Origin of the sequence: Psychrobacter sp., assembly GCF_036731945.1 — a bacterium.
Lineage (GTDB): Bacteria > Pseudomonadota > Gammaproteobacteria > Pseudomonadales > Moraxellaceae > Psychrobacter.
On the sequence record NZ_DAINDI010000052.1, the window covers coordinates 1 to 21,746 of the forward strand.

A 21,746-nucleotide genomic window follows, 5' to 3' on the forward strand; every position below is an offset into this window, starting at 1 on the left:
CCAGCTACCAGCGTTTTTATCACGTCAGACTGACTTGGTGCATGCGATGGCAAAAACCGATGCGATTATTAATATTAAAAAAGCGCAGTTTTTGGCGCCGCATGAAATGCGTCATATCGTCAATAAATGCCTTGAGGGCGGTAACGATAAGCTGATTTTGTGCGAGCGCGGTAGTGCTTTTGGCTATAACAATTTGGTCGTCGATATGCTGGGTTTTGATACCATGAAGCAGATGGATATTCCGGTATTTTTTGATGTGACGCACAGTTTGCAGCAGCCGGGCGCACGTAGTGACAGTGCTGGCGGTCGCCGTGAGCAAATCACCACCCTTGCTCGTGCAGGTATGGCGACAGGTTTGGCAGGTTTGTTTTTAGAGGCGCATCCAAACCCAGAAGTGGCGAAATGCGATGGTCCGTGTGCGTTGCGAACCAGTCAGTTAGAGCCGTTTTTGCGTCAACTTAAGCAGATCGATGAGTTGGTCAAAGGCTTTGAGGTATTGGATACGCATTAATGCTATAAACGATAAGGGGATAAGATCATGGCGATTAAAGTTGCACAAGTAAGTATCGAGAATATCGATGATACCGAAGGGTTTGAGAGCGTGATGACGGCGCTAAAAAACATTACCGGTGTCACAGAGATTGAACTACAGCCTGAAAACAGAATGGCATTTATCCATTATGATGATACCAAAACAACGGTACATGCATTTGTTGCAGCGATTAGCATGGTCGATTACGTGACTCAGCCGTTTCCTATCGATGCCCCGCAAAACCCGCGTTATCATGATTAACGTTTAGTGAGTGACTTTTTACTGCGGTATTTTTAACGCTTGGTAGTTTCATAAGCCATGTTTATACAAATTTCGTTTTTATAAAAATATTTGAAGCAACAACGCTTTAATAAACTTACAACCAAACGGACTTGTTGTTGGCTTTGTTTCAGCTTATGCTAGTTACATACTGTGTTTATAAGTAAGCGTATAAAGACCATTATAAAAGCAGTTTTGTAAATTATAAAAATATTCATTAATAAAAAATCCGTTATAAGAATAAGGAGCCTCTCATGGCAAACCAAACTAGAATCATTAATATCGATGGCATGACTTGTGGTGGTTGTGTGGCAAGTGTTCACACCGCGACTGACGGCATAGACGGCGTAGAGACAATCTCTGTTGATTTGGCTGATAACCTAGCGACAGTCACCTTTGATGAAAGTAAGACCAGCATTGAAGCGATTGCCGCTGCTATCGATGATGCAGGCTTTGATGCCACCGTTGCTAACTCTTAAGATTATTTATATTTATAAAAGAACCGGCTTCTGATGGCTGGTTTTTTTAATGGCTAAAAAATAATGAGGCAGCAATAACTAACGTCTTTTCATTTATACGCCAATAGCTCTTGATGAGTTGCAAGCATAGAAAAAGTTGAATTACCGCCAATCATAACCATTTAGTATTTATCCCAGTAAGTTTAGAAAAGGGCGTTTCAAATACGCTTTCGTCTAACACCTTTATCAAGCTATTGAGCTTTTTTTCCTCGCAAACGAATGCCTAAATATCTAAACGCTATCACGCGCTTTAAGGCAATAACGAGTTCTCTCTATGAATGACGCTACCCGTACCGCTAACAATGACCCCTATGAAGTTGAGACTGATATCCAGTCAAATACGCCGCTTGCGCCCAAGCGTGCGCACCTGCAACTGGCGATTGAGGGGATGACATGTCAGGCTTGTGCGTCTCGCATCGAGAAAGTCCTTAATAAAAAGCCTGCGGTGTATGAAGTCAACGTCAACTTCGCTGGCGAGACTGCCAATGTCGATTATGATCCAACGCAAACCACACCTGAGCAGGTAACAGAGTGGGTAAATAAAACTGGTTTTGTGGCCAATTTGCAGGCGGCCGATAGTTTGTTTGCGCAAACAGATGAGGATACCGCGACCGAGTATCCATGGCGCTTGATTGCCCTATGGGTGTGTTTGCTACCGTTTTTAGTGGGTATGGCAGGCATGCTGGTTGGACAGGGTATGGCGTGGATGCCGCCGGTCTGGATTCAGTTTATCTTAGCGACCATTGTCCAGTTTGGGCTGGCATTGCCATTTTACAAAAGCGCTTGGGCCTCTATCAAAGGTGGTCTTGCCAATATGGACGTATTGGTGGTCATTGGCACGGTAACCATTTGGGCGTATTCGACCTATCTATGGCTGACCCATGGCGATGGCACGTTAAGCAGCTTATTACAAAGCGGGCATGCAGGCGGACACGGACCAGCCGTTTATTTTGAAGCAGGGGTGATGGTTATTGCTTTTGTGCGTACCGGTAAATATTTAGAGGAGCGCACTAAAAAGCACAGCTTAAACAGTATTGATTTACTATTATCTTTAACCCCTGATGAAGTCGAGCAGCAGCAGCCAAATGGCGACTTTCATAATGTCGCGCTACAAGCGGTGCAAGTAGGCGATATCCTGCGTGCTAAGCAAGGCAGCCGCGTGGCGACCGATGGTGTCGTTATCGGTGGTAGTGGTTGGTGCGTTGAGAGTCATTTAACCGGCGAGTCCGTACCGCTTAAAAAAGAAGCAGGTGATGTACTGCTAGCAGGGGCGTTGGTCGAAAATGGCAGCTTACTCTATCGCGTCAGTGCAAAGGGCAGCGATACCAAGCTCGGTGACATGGTACAAGCGCTGAGCGATGCGCAAGGCTCAAAAGCCAATCTAGCGCGCCTTGCTGATAGAGTAACGGCTATTTTTGTCCCTGTGGTAGTAACGATTGCCTTGGTTACTTTTGGGCTGACGTGGTGGCTCACGGGTATGGTTGATACCGCCCTGATGCATGCGGTGTCGGTGTTGGTCATTGCTTGCCCATGTGCGCTTGGTTTGGCCACGCCAGCAGCTATTATGGCCGGTATGGGCGTCGCCGCGCGTCATGGCGTTTGGTTCAAAGACGCGCAAAGCTTAGAGGCGGCAGGCAATATCGATACCGTGGTACTCGACAAAACGGGCACATTAACTATTGGCAAACCGACTATCGTCGATCAGGTCATGGTGGATAAGTCGCTTGCCGTCGATGATGTGCTGCAAATTGCTGCAAGTGTTGAGGCGCACGCCAGCCATCCTTTAGCGACGGCATTGATTAATGCGGCTAGCGAGCGCAACTTGCCACTGATGCAGGTGACTGATATCAGTGTCATCAAAGGTGTGGGCATACAAGCAAATATCGAAGGCTTAGGTGTGGTAAAAGTTGGTACGGCAGAATTTGCTAATTTAACACTGCCAAAGCTGATGCCAAAAGTATGGCAAATTGCCAGTACCGTAGCCATTAGTATCAACGATGAACCTTTGGGCGCGTTTGCCTTAGCTGATGACTTAAAAGATGACACGCCGCAAGCCATAAGAGCGCTACAAGATGCTGGTATTAATGTCATCTTAATGAGCGGTGATAAGCAGTCCGTCGTTGACCATGTGGCAGGACAGTTGGGTATCGAACAAGCGTACGGTAAAATGAGCCCACGTGATAAGGCGAGCCAAATTGCCCTGTTGCAAACGGCCGGTCATAAAGTGGCGATGGCAGGCGACGGCGTCAATGATGCGCCAGCAATGGCAACCGCCGATGCCAGCTTTGCGATGTTTGAGGGTACGGATGTTGCCCAGCATAGTGCCTCTGCGCGCTTGATGGGCGAGTCGCTCATGCATATTGATGCGGCGCAAAAAATTGCCAATGCAACGGTGCGTAATATCAAGCAAAATCTATTCTTTGCTTTTATCTATAATTGCCTGGGTATTCCGCTTGCCGCTTTTGGTTTTTTAAACCCTATGATTGCTGCCGCAGCGATGGCGCTGAGCTCTATTTCAGTATTGATGAATGCGCTACGTCTGACGCGATTCAAAACCGAGGTTGAGCTAAATAACACCGTCTCTAATACTCATACTGACAGTAAGCGTTTAACAAAAGCATAAATGCCAAACCGCCTGTCATATCGTCGCTGTTAATAGGGATTAAAACCCTTCTTTGATGGCTGATATTACAGGCGATATTTAATTTTATGAGCGCAAGTTGAGGTAAGATAAGGGAAGTTTTACAAAATTTATGCTATGATGCCAAGCACGATAGCTGACAGTTAAAGTATTAGATAAACCTTTAACAATGCCTAAAACCAGCCAATGATATGAATAGATGCTGCTGGTTTTGCTATAAGTGCTATACGATATTTTGTTTTACCTTTTTTGTATTGTAGTTGCCGTTATTTATCCCTCAAACTTGGCATGACCATAGGAATTAACAGACATTATGTACGCTGAAGAAACCACCAACGTCGCCGCAATTATAGACATTCGCGCTCGTGAGATTTTAGACTCGCGCGGTAACCCAACGATTGAAGCTGATGTCATCTTAGCTGACGGCACGATTGGCCGTGCTGCTGCCCCAAGTGGCGCCTCAACTGGCTCACGTGAAGCGCTTGAGCTGCGTGATGGCGATCAAGATCGCTACATGGGTAAAGGCGTCAAAAAAGCCGTTGCCAATGTCAATAGCCAAATTCGTAGCGCGCTGATGGACAAAGACGTCACTGAGCAGCAAGCGATTGATGACGCTATGATTGCGCTCGATGGTACAGAAAATAAAGACAACCTTGGCGCTAATGCCATGTTGGCGGTGTCTTTAGCATCAGCAAAAGCAGCTGCTAAATCGCAAAGCCTGCCATTGCATCAATATATTGCAAACTTGCGCAATCAGACATCATTGACCATGCCGGTACCGATGATGAACATCTTGAACGGTGGCGAGCACGCAGACAATACCGTTGATATCCAAGAGTTTATGATTGAGCCGGTTGGTTTCACCAGCTTCTCAGAAGCGCTGCGTGCGGGTACAGAGATTTTTCATAGCTTAAAATCTGTCCTAAAAGCACAGGGTTTAAATACTGCCGTCGGCGATGAAGGCGGCTTTGCCCCAAACCTACGTAGCAACGAAGAAGCCATCACTGTTATCATGCAAGCGATTGAACAGGTCGGCTATAAAGCAGGTGATGATATTCATTTAGCTCTAGACTGTGCTGCTAGTGAGTTTTATAAAGATGGTCAATATATCTTGGCAGGCGAGGGTAATAAATCCTTTGATAGCCAAGGTTTTTCAGATTACCTCGTAGGCTTGACGCGTCAATATCCTATTATCTCTATCGAAGACGGTCTTGATGAGTCGGATTGGGATGGCTGGAAATACTTAACTGAACAGATTGGTGATAAAGTTCAGTTGGTTGGCGATGATTTGTTCGTGACCAACCCTGCTATTTTGCAAGAAGGCATTGATAAACACATTGCCAATGCGATTTTGATTAAGTTTAACCAAATCGGCACCTTGTCAGAAACCCTAGATGCGATTTATCTGGCGAAGAAAAATGGCTATGCAACGATTATCTCGCATCGTTCAGGTGAAACGGAAGACAGCACCATTGCTGACTTAGCAGTTGGCACAGCAGCTGGTCAAATTAAAACCGGCTCACTATGCCGCTCAGACCGCGTCGCGAAATACAATCAGCTACTACGTATCGAGCAACAGGTACGTGCAAGCTACCGTGGCCGTGAAGAGTTTATCGGTTTACGTGGCTAATCAGCTAAGTAGTTGAAAAGTTAGGCTTAAAGCTAAGCGCTATATTGTCATTCACAAAGATGATATAGCGCCTAATTTAATCAGATTTTTGTTTTAATTATTATTTCTTCATCACTTGGCGTTAATACTTTATGAAATACTTTAGCCAATTTATCTTACTTGCTTTAGCGGTCGCTGTGCTGTTAGGACTGCAATACCAGTACTGGCTGGGTGAAAACGGTCAATTTGAGCATCATAAATTATTGACCCAGATTGAAGAACAACAACGTTTAAATGACAATCAAGTAGCGGCAAATAACTTGCTGCGTACGGACGTTCACGATCTAAAAACCGGTCTTGAAGCGGTAGAAGAACATGCACGTTTAGACTTAGGCTTGATTAAGCCCAATGAAACCTTTGTACAAGTATCAACAGCGCCGACAACCCATAGCCGTTATTGATTCTATCTATTCTAAGATAAACGATTACTTATAGTTTGTTTTGCTTATATTTATATTACGATTTTTTTAAATTCCTTGTTATCCAATCCAGTCATATCATCATGGAATCTGACCATGAATCTTAACCAAAGCCAGCCTACGAATAACACACCTGACATACACGCCATGATCGTCGCTGCGGGTCGCGGTAGTCGTTTTGGAGCATCAATAGCCAAACAATATACCAAACTACAAGGGCAGACCTTGTTACAACATAGCGTGGCACGGCTTGCGAGCAGTCGTTATATTGATCAGTGTTTATTGGTGATTGCAAAAGATGATAATATCGCGCAGACGCTTGATTTTGCATTGCCTATTGCATATACAAGTGGCGGTGCGGAGCGTTGGCAATCCGTGCAAGCAGGGGTAGAGGCGCTTATTAGGGCAGGTGCGCATGACTCAGACTTGGTGCTTATCCATGATGCCGCGCGTCCAGCGGTGCCTCAGCAAGATATTGATAAAGTGATTAAAGCCGCGCTGCAAGAGCCTTATGGCGCTATCTTAGCGACCCCAGTTGCCGATACCCTAAAACAATCCTATACAGCGTCCTATAAGCACGCTAGCGCTGTCTCCGAAGCTATTAATAGCGCTAAAGGTAAACAGCATTCTTATGTTGAACGTACGCTTGAGCGTAGTAATATGTGGCAAGCGCAAACGCCGCAAGTCTTTCGCTTAGCTAAGCTGCGGGAAGTGTTGGCGTATGTTGAAGAGCATGACCTTGCTATCACCGATGAAGCAAGCGCGTTTGAGTACTTAGCGCTGCCAATTCGTTTGGTCGTTGGCAATCGGCAGAACATTAAACTTACCTATCCTGACGACGCCATCCTGCTTACCGCGATTCTTAACGCCCAGTCCCAATTGTCTTAAAAGATTTTCACCACCGTCACTATTTGCATTTCTCATTCTTTCCCCTGCTAAGTATTTCACTATAAATTTTCTATTCTCAAGTTCTAAATTGAGATGACTCTTCTCATAGCATCCATTTTTCATCTTTATTTTTCTAAGATTTTAGACCGACTGTTGAATAAAAAAGCATTTATTTATGCTATATGTTGAATATAAATCTTATTAAAGCAACGTTTAGTATTAATAAGTAGTCATTTAAAATAAACATATATTGCTTTGATGACGAAATTAGCCTATGATGTAACCAACTTAATACAATTAATATAAACATTTATAAATCAATAATATAACAAGCCAATTTGTTACTTCTAAATGCCTTGTTGCTCTATTTTTTCTAAAATGAGTATGGTTGTCTTAGCTACATTTACCTGATAATAGGGAGAAGCTGATTGTCAACAGTGAATGATTCGACAAATCCAGTAACGCCAGATCTCTGCCAGCTTGTATATCTGAGCCACATTACGTCGACTGGTCTTGCAAGTGCGAGTACGCTTAATGACATCGCAGAGGTCGCGATTGAGCGTAATCAAGCCGATAACATTACCGGTATCCTTTGCTACGGCAATGGCTACTTTTTTCAATGTGTAGAAGGGTCAGAACAAGCATTGACCAATCTGAAAAATCGCTTGTTGGTCGATGATCGACATAAAGATTTAAAAATATTGGATTTTTCGGCAATTGCTGAGCGCCGTTTTGCGGGATGGTCGCTACGCTCGATCACCCTTGAGCGTTGGATGATGAATGAGCCAAAGCTAAAATCTTTTATGCCATTTAAGCCCCATACTTGGGAAGTTAATGGCTGGCAGCAATTTTTAGATATTCTGCAAGGTTATTATGAAGACCAAGAAAAGACTGGTGAGCTTGATACCCAGCCGATAAAATACAGTACGCTAGGGGTGACCTTAGGTAAAGTCGTCGGTCAGCATCAAGCGTTTTTCTTAATTCAAAGCGTCTTAGCGGGCTTAATCGTGTTAGCGCTGCTTTGGTTAATGTTAGCCGATAAGATTTGGTAAATTGTTCTAAATAATGAACGCGTAGATATTTAAAAAGCCAGCATTCAGTGCTGGCTTTTTGCTGCGAGAGAATAATATAAATCATGCTCGCTTTATTTATGAGTATTTATAGATATTGATGAAAGCAGATAGATATTCGTGAAAAAAATAGGTATAAAAAAACCCCACTCATATTTCTATGAGTGGGGTTTTGCTGGTGCGCTTATTAGTCTTATTGATGCTGTACAGCAAATTTGCTAATAAGTGACGCCAAATAATGGCGTCCCCAGGGGGATTCGAACCCCCGTTACCGCCGTGAAAGGGCGGTGTCCTAGGCCTCTAGACGATGGGGACTAGTAACAACGCTTCAGCTGCTTTCACCATTTATGCTGAAGTGGTGCGTATTTTAATGGCGACCGCGCTTGCTGTCAAGCCTTTTTCGACGTCTTTTTGAAATTAAGTATCTTTTTTTAAGCGCGCGCCGTGGATGTAGGTCTTTTCGTTTTAAATGATGCCGAATCCACAACGACGTACAAGCGCTAATGGTTAACGCAAGTAACATGTAACCGATAATGGTTGCCCATAATTTAACCTGTGGTTCCATAGCAAAGTCCCTTTTTGTTAAGCTCATCCAATCCATAATAGATGATTAGCTATAGATAACACTATTCATTGAGTTTAACAATACAGGGGGCGTATGCTTTATTTTACTTGGCGTCGTCAGCGTTGCTATCAACAGTGCAGTTAGCGGCTATCTCGGTATTTTCCTGCTCGTTATGGATAGCGTTCGCGAGCATCGGGTAGCTATTTAAAATATGACAAAACAGTTCAGCCGTCTTTTGGGTATCATATAATGCTGAATGGGCGTCATTACCATCAAAATCAAGCCCAGCAGCCTTACAAGCACGCGCGAGTACCGTTTGTCCGAATGCCAATGCAGACAGCGTCACGGTATCGAAAACTGAGAAGTTGTGAAACGGATTATGGTTTTTGCTGTTGGTACGCAACACTGCCGCATTTAAAAATGCTAAGTCAAAATGGGCATTATGGCCAATCAAAACGCACTGGCGGCAGTCTTCAGCGCGGCGTACTTCTTTTAAGCCTTTAAAAATACGGCGCAGCGCCGTTTTTTCATCTTCGGCAATGGCTTTACGCAGTGGATTATTAGGATCGATACCGGTAAAGGCAAGCGCGCTTGGCTCAAGATTTGCGCCTTCAAAAGGCTCGATATGGGCGTTAAATGCCTCACCTGGATAAAACACACCCTGCTCATCAAGTAGCACAGGAATACAAGCAATCTCTAATAAGGCGTCGGTTTGCGCATTAAAGCCTGCGGTTTCAACGTCGACGACAACAGGTAAAAACTTACGAAAACGCTCTTTTAAGCGCATGGGTGCTTGTTCTTCTGTTGCGCTGTTGCTATCGGCAGTAGCGCTTGAGGTAGTAGTAAGACAATTATTGTCTGTATTAGCCAAATCGTTTTTAGATAAGGCGGCATCATTTTGAATGGTCATATCAGGTTAAATCGCTTTTATCAGTCGTGCTGTAGTATTGAATGAAATAAACAATAAATATCCTATGATACGAGGTTTGCTTTTGCTAAGCGAATTGGCGTTTTAGCAAAAGTGCAGACCTAGCATAGGATATGAAATAAATGCAGGAAAATAGCGTTATGTCACTGCTGTTAAGCTTTAATAGACCAAGGTAACGTCTCACCCGCTAATAGGGGCGTTAACGACGCGCCATCAAAATAAGGGTAATGGGTCGGTACTTGCATCGGCGTGTTTATCAACGTAATCGTGCTGTCATTTAATGGCAAACCATAGAACTGAGCGCCAAAGCGGCTGGCAAATCCTTCAAGTTTATCGATTTTACCCACACTATCAAAAGCGGTGGCGTATAGCGGTAAGGCATTAGCAGCGCTGTAGCAGCCAGCACAGCCGCAAGCCGATTCTTTTGCGTTCGTTGCATGCGGCGCCGAATCTGTACCTAAAAAGAATTTTGGATTGCCACTGGTGGCGACATCCAACAATACTTTTTGATGGCTTTCACGCTTCAAAATAGGCAGGCAGTAAAAGTGCGGCTTGATACCGCCAACCAATAAATGATTGCGGTTAAACATTAAATGCTGCGGCGTAATGGTCGCAGCAATTTGATTGCCTTGTTCTAAAACGAAGTCGGCGGCATCACTGGTCGTTATATGCTCCAACACAATTTTCATCGTCGGGAATTTGACGATGATTTGCGCCAACACATCGTCTAAAAAGCGCTTTTCACGGTCAAAAATATCGACATTGTCATGCGTGACTTCGCCATGGAGCAGTAATGGTAGATTGTATTTTTCCAGCGCTTCAAAGACATCGACGCAGGCATTGATATCAGTGACGCCGTCGGCAGAGTTGGTCGTGGCGCCAGCAGGGTAGAGTTTGACCGCTTGCACGATACCAGATTTTGCCGCCATTTCGATATCCTGAGCAGTGGTTTGATCGGTGAGATACAAGGTCATGCGTGGGTCAAAAGCTGCTTTACGCTCCGCACTCAAATCGCTTGCTTCTAAATGCTGCAGGATACGCTCACGGTAGGCTTGCGCCGCATCGATATTTTTAACAGGCGGTACCAAATTTGGCATACAGATGACACGGTTAAAGCTTTGGGCAGCGTGAGGAACGGTAGTCGCCAACGCCTTATCGTCGCGCAAATGAATATGCCAATCATCTGGCTGCAGCAGGGTTAATTCTCTAATCGAATCTGTCATAGTATCGTCGCGCTCTATATCTTTATACGGCAGTAAAAGGGAGTCTAGCTGAGCTGCTATCATAACAGATTTGCCTACTTGACTAAATATGCGGCGAACTATCTGTACATAAAAGCGTTGTTATTTCGTTGATAAGTAACCAGCGCTTATGTATGGATTTATACTAATTATCGGTGAAAACCTAGCACCGAATGGCGCTGATACTTTTGCCGCTCGTAAATATGATGTACACTGAGCAGGCAATCTATTTTTTATTTATTTCATCCTATCCTGCGCATTTTTATTTCTCATTAAATGTATTCGATAATAAATTCTTATATTAGGAGTTATTCATGGCTCAGCTTGATCCAAAAAATATTAATAAAATCGTCTTGGCCTATTCCGGCGGTCTTGACACTTCAATCATCGCCAGATGGTTACAAGAAACCTATGATGCAGAAGTGATTACCTTCACCGCTGACATCGGTCAAGGTGAAGAGGTTGAGCCGGCGCGCGCCAAAGCTGAAGCCATGGGTATCAAGCATATCCATATCGAAGACTTACGTGAAGAGTTTGCCCGCGATTATGTGTTCCCAATGTTCCGCGCCAATGCCATTTATGAAGGCGAGTATCTGCTCGGGACTTCTATCGCGCGTCCTTTGATTGCCAAGCGTTTGGTTGAAATCGCTAAAGAACATAACGCCGATGCTATCAGTCATGGCGCGACTGGTAAAGGTAACGACCAAGTACGTTTTGAGCTTGGCGCCGTTGCTTTATCACCCGACGTGGTCACCATTGCGCCGTGGCGTGAATGGGATTTATCAAGCCGTGAAAGCTTGATGAAATATGCCGAAGAACATAATATCGCTATCGATTATGCTGGCAATAAGAAAAAATCTCCGTACTCAATGGATGCCAACTTACTGCATATCTCTTATGAAGGCGGCATCTTAGAAGACCCATACGCCGAAGCAGAAGACGATATGTGGCGCTGGTCAGTCAGTCCAGAAGAAGCACCTGACGAAGCACAATATCTAGAATTAGAATACAAACAAGGTGATATCGTTGCGATTGATGGCGAAGCGCTTAAGCCTTATGAAGTGATGATTAAGCTCAATGAGATTGGCGGTAAGCATGGCATCGGACGTTTGGATATCGTAGAGAACCGTTACGTTGGTATGAAATCACGCGGCTGCTATGAAACCCCAGCCGGTACCATTATGCTAAAAGCACACCGCGGGATTGAATCATTAACCCTTGACCGTGAAGCAGCGCATCTAAAAGATGAGCTGATGCCGCGTTACGCTAAAATTATCTATAACGGCTATTGGTTTAGCCCTGAGCGCATGATGCTACAAGCCTTGATTGACAAATCGCAAGAATATGTCAACGGTACCGTACGCGTCAAATTATACAAAGGTGCGGTAAGCGTTGTCGGCCGTAAGTCAGACGATTCACTGTTTGATGAAAAAATCGCCACTTTTGAAGATGATGCCGGTGCTTATGATCAAAAAGACGCCGAAGGTTTCATCCGTTTAAATGGTCTACGTTTGGCGATTGAAGCCAGCCGTGGTCGTGATTTATCGAAGTAAGTATATTTTTTTAGATTGTTCTAAATAAAGTATGAATAAAAAAAGGCGCTAATAAGTTAGCGCCTTTTTTTGGTTTTTTAAGGGTTGTTCAACTATTTTCGTCTACTTCAAAATTTATCTATGAATTATTCTTATTGAGACGCTTTTGGTTCTTCAGCGCCATCTTCATCATCGTCTACCATAACAATCGCCACATCTCGCTGTTGGCGCTCCTTGATAAGATCTTGCTCGATGACTTCTTCTGTGGCCAATTTGATACCGTCAGATTTTTGGCTTTGATATTTGAGTGCCGCTAGCCCGCCAAGTACGCCAATAACCGCAATAATGATTAGGATAACTGGATTTTTCCAGAGCGGTATAGGCGCGTCGTATTCAATCGGCTTTTCGCTGGTGGTAGTCGGCGTATTATCGTTATTGCCGCCGATTAGACCTAAGCTTACCAAAGGTGGTTTGGGTGCGCTAGCAGGCTCGGAGGTAATTCTTAGGCGGTTACGCTGCAAATATATTTCTGAAATTTTCGCCAGTTGCAACAGCCAACGTTGATGTGGCAAGCTTATGGCTGACATTTCGGCAAACACCAATAAGTCATTGTGTTTACCTTGTTGGGCATTCGTAGGTGAGCGCCCAATGACTTTTAAATAATTGCCCGTCGCTAGTTGCATGTCTTGGACAGGCTCATGGTTTTCAGGTTTAAACGTCGTCAACTCGTGCCAATAAGAGTCAAAAGCGGACGGAGTATCAGCGAGCTGCGCTGTGCTCAATAAAGTACGTTCTGTGGTGTTTTTTGCTTCTGTTTCTACCTCTACTTTTAAGTCTGACTGTAAAGCAGTTTCTGTAGAAGTGGTTGTTTTTTCATTCTCATTAGATTCAGCCAGTTTGGCAGACGTTGGCTTATTGGCCACAAACCGCTCGACGGATAAAAACTGCGGCTGCAAGCCGAACCATTTGTCCAGCTCCTCATTATCAAGCTGGCTATATTCTGCTAAAATCGCCAGTTCACGTAAGACGATCACGCATAAAGAGGTGAGTAGTATTTGAACTTGCGGTGATGTTGCGTCAATCTGCTCAGCAATGTAATCGCTGGCTTTAATCACGCGCGCATTCTCATGAAAAATCGCATCGGCCACCTCTTGGCGATAATATAAAGTCGCATTGATGGTCGAAAAGTTCATTGAGTTATATCGGCGTAGTTCTTTGACGGCGGTACGAGTAAACAGTTTTTTGCTTACGGCTTGCCCATCGTTATGCTGATGATAAGCAAGTAAGGCACTGACAATGGCTTGCAAACTGGCATTCATCGCCAAGCGCGCTTGCGGTAATGACAGCTTAGCCGCGTCTGCCAATAATGACACCATCGGCTTGGTATCTTGATAGAGAAAATCATACATCGACACACGTGTCGGTGAAATAGTCGTCATAATCTGCTAGCATCAAAAAGTGTGCTCCTATATTACGGTGCCAAAAGCCTTGATACAATCCCTTAATAATAGAAAAACGCAAACATTTTGCTCGCCATTTATTCTCAACGCAGTTGATAATAACCGCTGTAGATTTATGAGCGCTGGAAAACCTTATGACAAATAACGAAAGCTTTAGCGAAAAGTTTAACGAAAATTCTGATGTGCGACTGGTTATTAACATTACTCAGCAAACGTTAACGCTATATAAGCACAATAAAGAAATGACTCAATATACGGTATCGACCGCTAAAAACGGTATTGGTAGTCAGCAAGATAGCGGCTGCACACCCCTTGGTAAGCACATTATCGCGGCAAAAATCGGCGGCAGTGAACCCATGAACGCGGTGTTCGTTGGACGCAAACCGACGGGCGAGGTCTATAGTGCAGAGCTTGGTGAATTGTATCCTGAGCGCGATTGGATATTAAGCCGTATTTTATGGCTGAGCGGTCTTGAAGAGGGATTGAATAAAGGCAACAATGCTCATGGCGGCTGCGATACTTATCAGCGTTATATTTATATTCATGGCACACCAGACAGCGAACCAATGGGCGAGCCGCTCTCGCACGGCTGTATACGGATGCGCAATGAGGATATTATGGAGCTATTTGAGCAAGTGACCGAGGGTACAGCCGTGACTATTATTGCTCGTTGATATTTACTCGAAAACACTATGCTTAGAAAATAACATGCTTAAAAATATTACGCATGAAAAAAGACAACGTACCTGATGGTCGCTGTCTTTTTTTGAATTATGTAAAGGTTAAGTATAAGTAAGAGACAGGGTTAAAAAACCAGTTTTAGTTTCTATTACCAAAACTTATCCATAGATTTAAGCTTAGCTAAGCGCTTTTTAGTCTTTTTCTTTGCATCTATTAAAGAGGCATTTAACCAGCCTGCGCCGTACAAGGCAGTGGAGTCTGTGCTCGCTTTATGTTGATAGCATTGCTGATAATAAATGATATCAAGTTGTTGCCCAAGCGCTTGCTGTGCTTTTACGAGATGTTTTAGGAAGCGCTTGCTTTTCTTTTTAGACTTTTTACTGTTGAGCTTTTTATTTTTGAGATTTTCATTGTTGATTAAGGGCGCTGCAAATTCACTAACGTAGCGTAATTTTTCAAGCTGTCGGTACAGTTTATACTGGGCTTGTTTTTCGTCCTTGGCTGGCAAATCTATATCCTGCGTCTGCAGACTTTTCGAATCCGTATTTTCTAAATTAACGTTTTCTAAACTCGCACTATCTAAATCTGTGCTATCCGCGTTAGCATTCCTAGCTTCATGGAATTTTCTCTCAGCTTTCAGCAATTTTTTATCGCGTTTGGCCAATATTTTTCTAAGCTTATGAGCGGCGCGTTTATCTGCCCGTGGTTCAAGATTAGGGTCACTCATGGTAAAGGCTATTAGCTCAAGCAACGTCAATTGCAAATCATTGGCACGTACCGCATCGATAGGAGTGATTTTCGCCGCTTCAATTTCTGCTGACCAATCAACGCTTGGTGCCTCATGCGCTTGTAAATAGGGCTCGATATAACTGGCAAGATAAGCAAGCTTGCGATAATCAGCCAGTAAAGTCACTGTTTGCTTAAGGATTGAGCTCATCGGAGAAGCCTTTAAATAGCTTAAGCGCGGTACGTAAGCGCTGAATGCCGTTATGCAATTGTAAAACGTGCTCATCAGCAGTGCTACCTGCGACGATGGCGCTACTATTGGGTAATATTTGCAATAGACAATTATGCACGATTGCCCGTATAAATGCCGGCCTGCTGCTGTCTTTATCGACAGTTAGATCGCTAAGATTGGCGCTAACCGCTGGGCTATAGCGTTGCCCGGTAATTAATAAACCACCGCGCTCGGCTTTGGTCACTGTAGACAAGCAGAGTTTATGACGCTGACACCAGTTTTTGGCAGTCGTAAATAAAAAATCTACATCGCCTGATATCAGCTCAAACTCGATTTCTTGAATGCTATCGCGCTGAGTATCATCGTTACCGTGGATAATTGCTCCGCAGTCGTATGCCATTTCAATCTGATTGCTGCTGTCCTTATCACTATTATCTGTGAGCAATCGCGTTATACGCTTGACATCGGTGACATATAATCGGGTGAGCGTTTTAGCCAGTTTCGTTAATTTAAATGGTTCTAGAGCAGGGGCGATGGGAGAGTCTTGATAAATGCTTAAATCAGGCATGAGCGTATTGGTGTCTAACATGGTTTGGACTTGTTGGTTATCTAGTACCGCATTGTGCTCTAAACGCGCTGCAATACCGTCGCCACCCGCTTTGATGGTCTGCACCCACGCATCGCCTTCGTGACGAATACGTGAGCCAATTCCCGCCTTAGCGAGCTGCTGATCGGGAGTGTCATAATAATGCGCGGCCAGCTGCGTGAGCTGTGAGGATTTAATATTCGCTTGGCGCATCAAACCTTTTAGTCGCGACTCTGGTACCAAAAACTTTAGCTCTATCTCTTGCATGATGGCTCCCGATTATAGTTATGAATAGTTAGTAATACCTGTTAAATAATTACCATCGTATGAAAGCTATCGAACAATGACAAGTAAAAGTTTTACTTTGGCTGATTAGCGGATACTAGGGCGTGTCCTCAATTCAATCGATAAACATCTAAATGTGCTAAAAATGGCTATTTAATAACGCTGTCCTTTTAATACAGGGAAATTATTTAAAGCCAAAAAAAACCGCCCTACTAGGTAGGACGGCTTTTTTATAACAGTTACTTATAAAATGTACTTATAAGTAATCGGACATTAGAACTGGTTCATGGTGTTTTTGCCACCACCAGCTTTAAGGGCGTTTTCACCAGAGAAGATTTCTTTGTGATCATCGCCAAGGTCAGAACCCGCCATTGCTTGGTGTTTAACACAAGCGATGCCTTCACGGATTTCTTTACGTTGGACGCCAGCTGCATAAGCAAGCATACCTTCTTCACCGAAGTAGCCTTTAGCAAGTTCATGAACGCTAAGTGCAGTGGTATGGTAAGTAGGTAGCGTGATTAGGTGATGGAAGACACCCGCTTCGCGTGATGCGTCACGTTGGAAGTTCTTCGCAGCGATATCAGCAGCTTCATCAAGCTCAGTACCGTCGTAATCAGCACTCATCAAGTTGTCTTTGTTGTAGCTTGATACGTCTTTGCCTTCTTCTTCCCACTGAGCGATAACTTGCTTACGGAAGTTTAGCGTCCAGTTGAACGATGGGCTGTTGTTGTATACAAGCTTCGCTTTTGGCTGCTCTTCTTTAATACGGTCAACCATCATTTTGATGTGTTCTACGTCTGGAGTAGGTGTTTCGATCCATAGTAGATCAGCACCGTTTTCTAGAGCAGTGACACAGTCAAGTACGACGCGGTCGATGTTGGTTTCTTCACGGAACTGATATAGACCGTTAGCTAGACGCTTAGGACGAACCAATTTGCCGTTGTGCTTAAGAAGGCTGTCATTTTCATTGGCTTCTTCGATGGTCACTTCTTCCATTTCTAGGAAGTCGATATATTGAGAAGCAAGGTCGCCTGGCTCATTTGATACTGGGATTTTTTGCGTGAGTGATGCGCCCTCACTATCAGTACGTGCAACGATAACACCGTCTTCAACGCCCAATTCTAGGAATGCATAACGAATCGCGTTGATTTTTGCGATATAGTCTTCATGCGGTACGGTTACTTTACCCGCTTGGTGACCACACTGTTTTGCGTCAGATACTTGGTTTTCAACTTGGATAGCACAAGCACCGGCTTCGATCATTTGCTTAGTTAGCAAGTAAGTCGCTTCTTCGTTACCGAAACCTGCATCGATATCAGCAATGATTGGCACAACGTGTGAATCGAAGTTTTCGATTTTTTCTAGGATAGCTGAAGTGTCTTGACCCGCTTCTTCTGCAGCGTTTAGCTCACGGAAGTAGTCGTTTAACACTTTAGCATCAGCTTGACGTAAGAAGGTGTAGATTTCTTCGATTAGTTTAGGCACAGACGTTTTTTCGTGCATAGATTGGTCAGGTAGAGGACCAAACTCAGAACGTAGGGCAGCAACCATCCAACCTGATAGGTAGATGTACGTTTTAGCGGTAGTGCCAAAGTATTTTTTCTTAGCATACATGGTTTGCTGAGCAACAAAACCATGCCATGCACCTAGAGATTGGGTGTACTGAGACGTATCATTGTCATAATCTTCCATGTCTTGACGCATGATTTTTGCAGTATACTTGGCGATATCTAAACCAGTTTTGAAACGGTTTTGCATCATCATACGTGCGGCATCAGTCTCGCTGATATTCTGCCAGTTACCGTGCTTTTGCTTTAGTTCACGTACTAGATCAATCGCTGATTTATATGCAGTTGACATCTATAGTCTCCTTGGTGGGGTGGGGATTAAAGGGGATGTAAATTACTTAAGTAAAATATGCAGATAAGTGTTGCTGATAAAATAATGATTCTTGGAAAGAAATGCATTGGCAAAAGTAAAGTTTGGTATATAAGCCTTTTGCCTGAGCAATCTTTACTAAACTATAAGAAAATGATTATAAAAGCAAATAAAACCTGTCTTATTGGTCAGCTTTTATTTTTTAGATTTAATTGACGCTGTTTTAGTTAAGATGTGCTTGCCAGTTAAACCACTTATTACCCTAAAGCGTATATAGCATCAATTCAAGCCTAAAAACTGCTGCGAGCAAAACGCCAAGTTTATAAAAAACGGCTTGCATAATAGGGCTTACGCAATAAATTTTCTGTCCATCTTTTAGCATAAAAATGCGATAAAATAGCAGGCATCATTGACTCATTGAAAGCCGTGCTGATGGCATGAGATTTAAAAATGACTTATCAGCGCTTGCTAAGCACTATAGCTAGGTTACCCTGATTTATCTAGTTTATGATTATTATCTTGGGTATTTCATTTGGTTATAGTATAGATATAACAATGGCTTGAGTAGGGTAAACTGGGGTATAATAAGCATATATTAAAATTATTTAGATAGAAAAATGCTTGATTTAAGCAGCCGAAAAACAATTTTGTAAAATAATAGAACGGAAGATGCCGCGCTTTTTTAAGCTTATGGTGGCATTTATTCTACGGTAAAGAGAAATAGATATGAATTTGCAGCGGGTTGATTTGAATTTGTTGGTACATTTAGATGTACTACTACGTGAAAAAAACGTCACACGTGCAGCTGAGCAGCTCGGCATTACCCAGCCGGCGATGAGTAATATTTTGCGGCGCCTACGTAAGTTGTTTAATGACCCGTTATTGGTGCGCTCATCGGAAGGTATGACGCCGACCGAGCGCGCGCTTGAGCTGCAGCCACGTATTCGTGAGATATTAGCAGATTTGACGCAAGTGCTTGAGCCGCGTACCGAGTTTCGCCCTTATAGTACCTCACGCGTTTTTCGTATCATGACCTCAGATTATGCTGAGGCGACTTTGGTGCCAAAACTGGTCAAAGCGCTACGCTCTGAAGCGCCCAATGTGATTTTGGACTTCTTGACGCCCTCTGATGTTTCCTACCGTGATATGGAGCAGGGTCGCGTAGATTTAGCGATTAACCGTTTTAATGAGATTCCGCAAAGCTTCCATCAAGTATTGGTTTGGCGCGATACATTTAGCTGTTTGTTATCTGCTGAAGGGCCATATGCCAATCGTTTTAATTTAAAAAATTATCTAAAAGCGCAGCATGTTTGGGTGTCCAAAACAGGTATGGGCGTTGGCTTTGGGGTTAATCCAGAAAAATCAGGTGGGCTCGGTTCTATCGATCAGGCATTGCAACGTCTAGGTCAAAAGCGCCAAATCAGCGTCTTTACCCGTCACTATCAAATGCCAGCGATGCTTGCCGCCAATAAAGACTTGATTGCGACTTTGCCGACGCGGGTGGCTAGAATGCAGGCCAATAACGACAGTATTATTATGGAAGAGCCACCGTTCTTTATCCCTGAGTTTGAGCTGACCATGGCATGGTCGCCATTATTACAGCACCATCCAGCGCATCGTTGGCTACGTCAGCTGATTATGCATGTGGCGCGGCAAGTGGTTGCCGAAGAAGAAAATCCGCCGCCAGAGATTCCAGTCATTAACCATTTGTTTTAGCACAACTTTTGAAGAACCAGCGCATGTATCATGGGCTGGTTTTTTATTGCCTCTATTTTTTAGATCAAGCTTTTTAAATTGAAAAGCTCCTTAAATAAAAAGTTCTCTAAATTTAATTTTTTTAAATCAAGCCAGTCTTTATAAGAGCGTCACATTATTAACATCTTACGCACACTTCTTCATAACTTGTAAAACTATAGCCAATGCATTTTGCTATGCTAGATAGACATTAAGAAAAAAGACAATTAGAGCGAGCATTGTTAAGTGATTCGATAATATCGACACACTTAATGATAGAGTATTTCCTAGTCATCCGGGCTCGTTTAATAAGTATCTATTACATAATAAGCAAATAAATAAGGACAATTATCATGGCAGATATCACCACTGTGAACCCAGCAACAGGTAAAGACATTAAAACTTACACTTATATGAGCGATGATGAAGTGAATAAAATCATCGATGCCTCACACGAAGCGTTTTCAAAATGGCGTTTGGTTAGTGCCGATGAGCGCGCCAAAGTCATCAACTCGATTGGCGAGACGCTAATGAAGTATAAGGATGAGCTTGCGAAGCTAATGACCGAAGAGCGCGGTAAGACCTTAGAGGCAAGCTTAGCCGAAGTAGATTTATGTAAAGCGATTTGTGATTTTACTGCAGGTGAAGGCGTTGCTGCTCTAGCTGACGACGAACGCGATATCGAAGGCATTAAAAAAGGCCTAATCAGCTATGATCCTATCGGTATTATTTATGGTATCCAGCCGTGGAACTTCCCTGCTTACCAAGTATTCCGCTATACCATTGCTAACTTAATGGCTGGTAACAGTATCCTACTTAAGCATGCATCCAATGTGACTGGCTCAGGCCAATTAATTGAAAAAATCATGCAAGAATCTGACTTACCAGAAGGCTTATTCCGTGCCTTAATTATCAATCATGACCAATCTGAAAAAGTGATCGAGCACGAAAAAGTACGCGGTGTTACCTTAACGGGTAGTGATGTCGCTGGCCGAGTAGTGGCGCAGCAAGCGGCCAAAGTACTGAAAAAGACGGTTATGGAACTTGGCTCGAACGATGCATTTATCGTATTAGACGACGCTGACTTAGACTTAGCAGCGGCAACTTGCGCCCATGCACGTTTATACAATAATGGCGAAACCTGTATTGCGGCCAAACGTTTTGTCGTCGTCGATAGCGTATATGATAAATTCCGAGATTTGGTGGTCGAAAAATTCAACAGCTATAAAGTTGGCGATCCAATGGAAGAGTCAACTGACGTAGGTCCGATGTCGAGTAGCAAACAGCGCGATACCTTGCACAAGCAAGTGCAAGAAAGCGTGGATAAAGGTGCGACCATTACGATTGGCGGCGAAGTGCCTGATAAGCCGGGCGCGTTTTATCCACCAACGATTTTGGAAAACATCAAGCCCGATCAACCAGCTTATAAAGACGAGTTATTTGGTCCCGTTGCCGCGCTTATCCGTGCCAAAGACCAAGACGATGCTTTCCGTATTGCCAATGACAGTCGCTATGGTCTCGGCGGTGCTATCTTCTCAAAAGATGAAGAAAAAGCAATTAATCTAGCCCAGCAGCATTTCGATACGGGGATGGTTTATATCAATGGCTATAACTTGGTCAATCCTGGTTTACCATTCGGCGGCGTGAAGGATTCAGGCTATGGCCGTGAACATGGTGGCTTTGGTATTAAAGAGTTTGTCAATATTAAAGCAGTACATGTGGTTGATAAAAAGCCTGCTTAATGATTGAACTGCTTTAGATTTATCATTTGAAATGCCTCGTTATTAAGTAACGAGGTATTTTTTTTCTATATAGTCAAAATATCTTAAAAACGCGACGGTATGGCTGATATCCATTTTTTGTAGCCTCTGTCTACGCAGGC

18 protein-coding genes and 1 tRNA gene are annotated in these 21,746 nt (G+C 43.6%); 12 read left to right on the forward strand and 7 right to left on the reverse strand.

What is annotated here, in order from left to right; translation table 11 throughout:
* From kdsA to V7D75_RS10700, 8 genes are all read left to right on the forward strand, one after another.
* Positions 1–511: 3-deoxy-8-phosphooctulonate synthase (kdsA, locus tag V7D75_RS10665; RefSeq protein ID WP_333614545.1), on the forward strand; the 511-nt coding region annotated here is incomplete at its 5' end.
* Positions 512–538: 27 nt separating this feature from the next.
* Positions 539–793 (forward strand): hypothetical protein, encoded by a 255-nt coding sequence (locus tag V7D75_RS10670; RefSeq protein ID WP_068407125.1) that lies wholly within the window; start codon positions 539–541, stop codon positions 791–793.
* Between the two features lie 272 nt (positions 794–1,065).
* Entirely contained in the window at positions 1,066–1,290 is a 225-nt protein-coding gene (locus V7D75_RS10675; protein ID WP_333614546.1) for a heavy-metal-associated domain-containing protein, read from the forward strand.
* A 313-nt stretch (positions 1,291–1,603) separates the two neighbouring features.
* On the forward strand, positions 1,604–3,952 hold the full coding sequence (locus V7D75_RS10680) for a heavy metal translocating P-type ATPase (RefSeq protein WP_333614547.1): 2,349 nt from the start codon (positions 1,604–1,606) through the stop codon (positions 3,950–3,952).
* Between the two features lie 331 nt (positions 3,953–4,283).
* Complete coding sequence (gene eno, locus V7D75_RS10685; protein WP_333614548.1) at positions 4,284–5,600, forward strand: phosphopyruvate hydratase; 1,317 nt, start codon at positions 4,284–4,286, stop codon at positions 5,598–5,600.
* Positions 5,601–5,731: 131 nt separating this feature from the next.
* Positions 5,732–6,040 (forward strand): FtsB family cell division protein, encoded by a 309-nt coding sequence (locus V7D75_RS10690; RefSeq protein WP_068407112.1) that lies wholly within the window; start codon positions 5,732–5,734, stop codon positions 6,038–6,040.
* A 114-nt stretch (positions 6,041–6,154) separates the two neighbouring features.
* Positions 6,155–6,946, forward strand: a complete 792-nt coding sequence (gene ispD, locus V7D75_RS10695) for a 2-C-methyl-D-erythritol 4-phosphate cytidylyltransferase (RefSeq protein ID WP_333614549.1) — start codon at positions 6,155–6,157, stop codon at positions 6,944–6,946.
* Between the two features lie 437 nt (positions 6,947–7,383).
* Complete coding sequence (locus tag V7D75_RS10700) at positions 7,384–7,998, forward strand: BLUF domain-containing protein (RefSeq protein WP_227671156.1); 615 nt, start codon at positions 7,384–7,386, stop codon at positions 7,996–7,998.
* A 257-nt stretch (positions 7,999–8,255) separates the two neighbouring features.
* Here V7D75_RS10700 and V7D75_RS10705 read toward each other — a convergent pair.
* From V7D75_RS10705 to pyrC, 3 genes are all read right to left on the reverse strand, one after another.
* Positions 8,256–8,331 (reverse strand) — tRNA-Glu (locus V7D75_RS10705).
* A 353-nt stretch (positions 8,332–8,684) separates the two neighbouring features.
* On the reverse strand, positions 8,685–9,368 hold the full coding sequence (gene rnt / locus V7D75_RS10710; RefSeq protein ID WP_333614557.1) for a ribonuclease T: 684 nt from the start codon (positions 9,366–9,368) through the stop codon (positions 8,685–8,687).
* A gap of 293 nt (positions 9,369–9,661) precedes the next feature.
* On the reverse strand, positions 9,662–10,732 hold the full coding sequence (gene pyrC / locus V7D75_RS10715) for a dihydroorotase (RefSeq protein ID WP_333614550.1): 1,071 nt from the start codon (positions 10,730–10,732) through the stop codon (positions 9,662–9,664).
* Positions 10,733–11,064: 332 nt separating this feature from the next.
* Here pyrC and V7D75_RS10720 point away from each other — a divergent pair, with 332 nt between their 5' ends.
* Positions 11,065–12,303, forward strand: a complete 1,239-nt coding sequence (locus V7D75_RS10720; RefSeq protein ID WP_068407105.1) for an argininosuccinate synthase — start codon at positions 11,065–11,067, stop codon at positions 12,301–12,303.
* Between the two features lie 131 nt (positions 12,304–12,434).
* Here V7D75_RS10720 and V7D75_RS10725 read toward each other — a convergent pair whose 3' ends face one another.
* On the reverse strand, positions 12,435–13,721 hold the full coding sequence (locus V7D75_RS10725; RefSeq protein WP_333614551.1) for a hypothetical protein: 1,287 nt from the start codon (positions 13,719–13,721) through the stop codon (positions 12,435–12,437).
* Between the two features lie 155 nt (positions 13,722–13,876).
* Here V7D75_RS10725 and V7D75_RS10730 point away from each other — a divergent pair, with 155 nt between their 5' ends.
* Positions 13,877–14,416 carry a L,D-transpeptidase gene (locus V7D75_RS10730; RefSeq protein ID WP_333614552.1) on the forward strand — a complete coding sequence of 180 codons (540 nt, stop codon included), beginning with the start codon at positions 13,877–13,879 and terminating at the stop codon, positions 14,414–14,416.
* A 155-nt stretch (positions 14,417–14,571) separates the two neighbouring features.
* Here the strand turns inward: V7D75_RS10730 and V7D75_RS10735 are convergent, their stop codons facing one another.
* The 3 genes from V7D75_RS10735 to V7D75_RS10745 all read right to left on the reverse strand — a co-directional run bounded on the left by V7D75_RS10735 (position 14,572) and on the right by V7D75_RS10745 (position 18,112).
* Positions 14,572–15,360 carry a CHAD domain-containing protein gene (locus tag V7D75_RS10735; protein WP_333614553.1) on the reverse strand — a complete coding sequence of 263 codons (789 nt, stop codon included), beginning with the start codon at positions 15,358–15,360 and terminating at the stop codon, positions 14,572–14,574.
* Positions 15,344–16,234, reverse strand: a complete 891-nt coding sequence (locus V7D75_RS10740; RefSeq protein WP_333614554.1) for a CYTH domain-containing protein — start codon at positions 16,232–16,234, stop codon at positions 15,344–15,346. The genes V7D75_RS10735 and V7D75_RS10740 overlap by 17 nt, the downstream gene beginning before the upstream one ends.
* 291 nt (positions 16,235–16,525) lie before the next feature.
* Positions 16,526–18,112, reverse strand: a complete 1,587-nt coding sequence (locus tag V7D75_RS10745; protein ID WP_333614555.1) for an isocitrate lyase — start codon at positions 18,110–18,112, stop codon at positions 16,526–16,528.
* 744 nt (positions 18,113–18,856) lie between these two features.
* Here V7D75_RS10745 and V7D75_RS10750 point away from each other — a divergent pair.
* Both V7D75_RS10750 and V7D75_RS10755 read left to right on the forward strand, forming a co-directional pair.
* Entirely contained in the window at positions 18,857–19,846 is a 990-nt protein-coding gene (locus V7D75_RS10750; protein WP_068407091.1) for a LysR family transcriptional regulator, read from the forward strand.
* A gap of 371 nt (positions 19,847–20,217) precedes the next feature.
* Complete coding sequence (locus V7D75_RS10755; RefSeq protein WP_333614556.1) at positions 20,218–21,606, forward strand: NAD-dependent succinate-semialdehyde dehydrogenase; 1,389 nt, start codon at positions 20,218–20,220, stop codon at positions 21,604–21,606.
* Positions 21,607–21,746 lie beyond the last annotated feature (140 nt).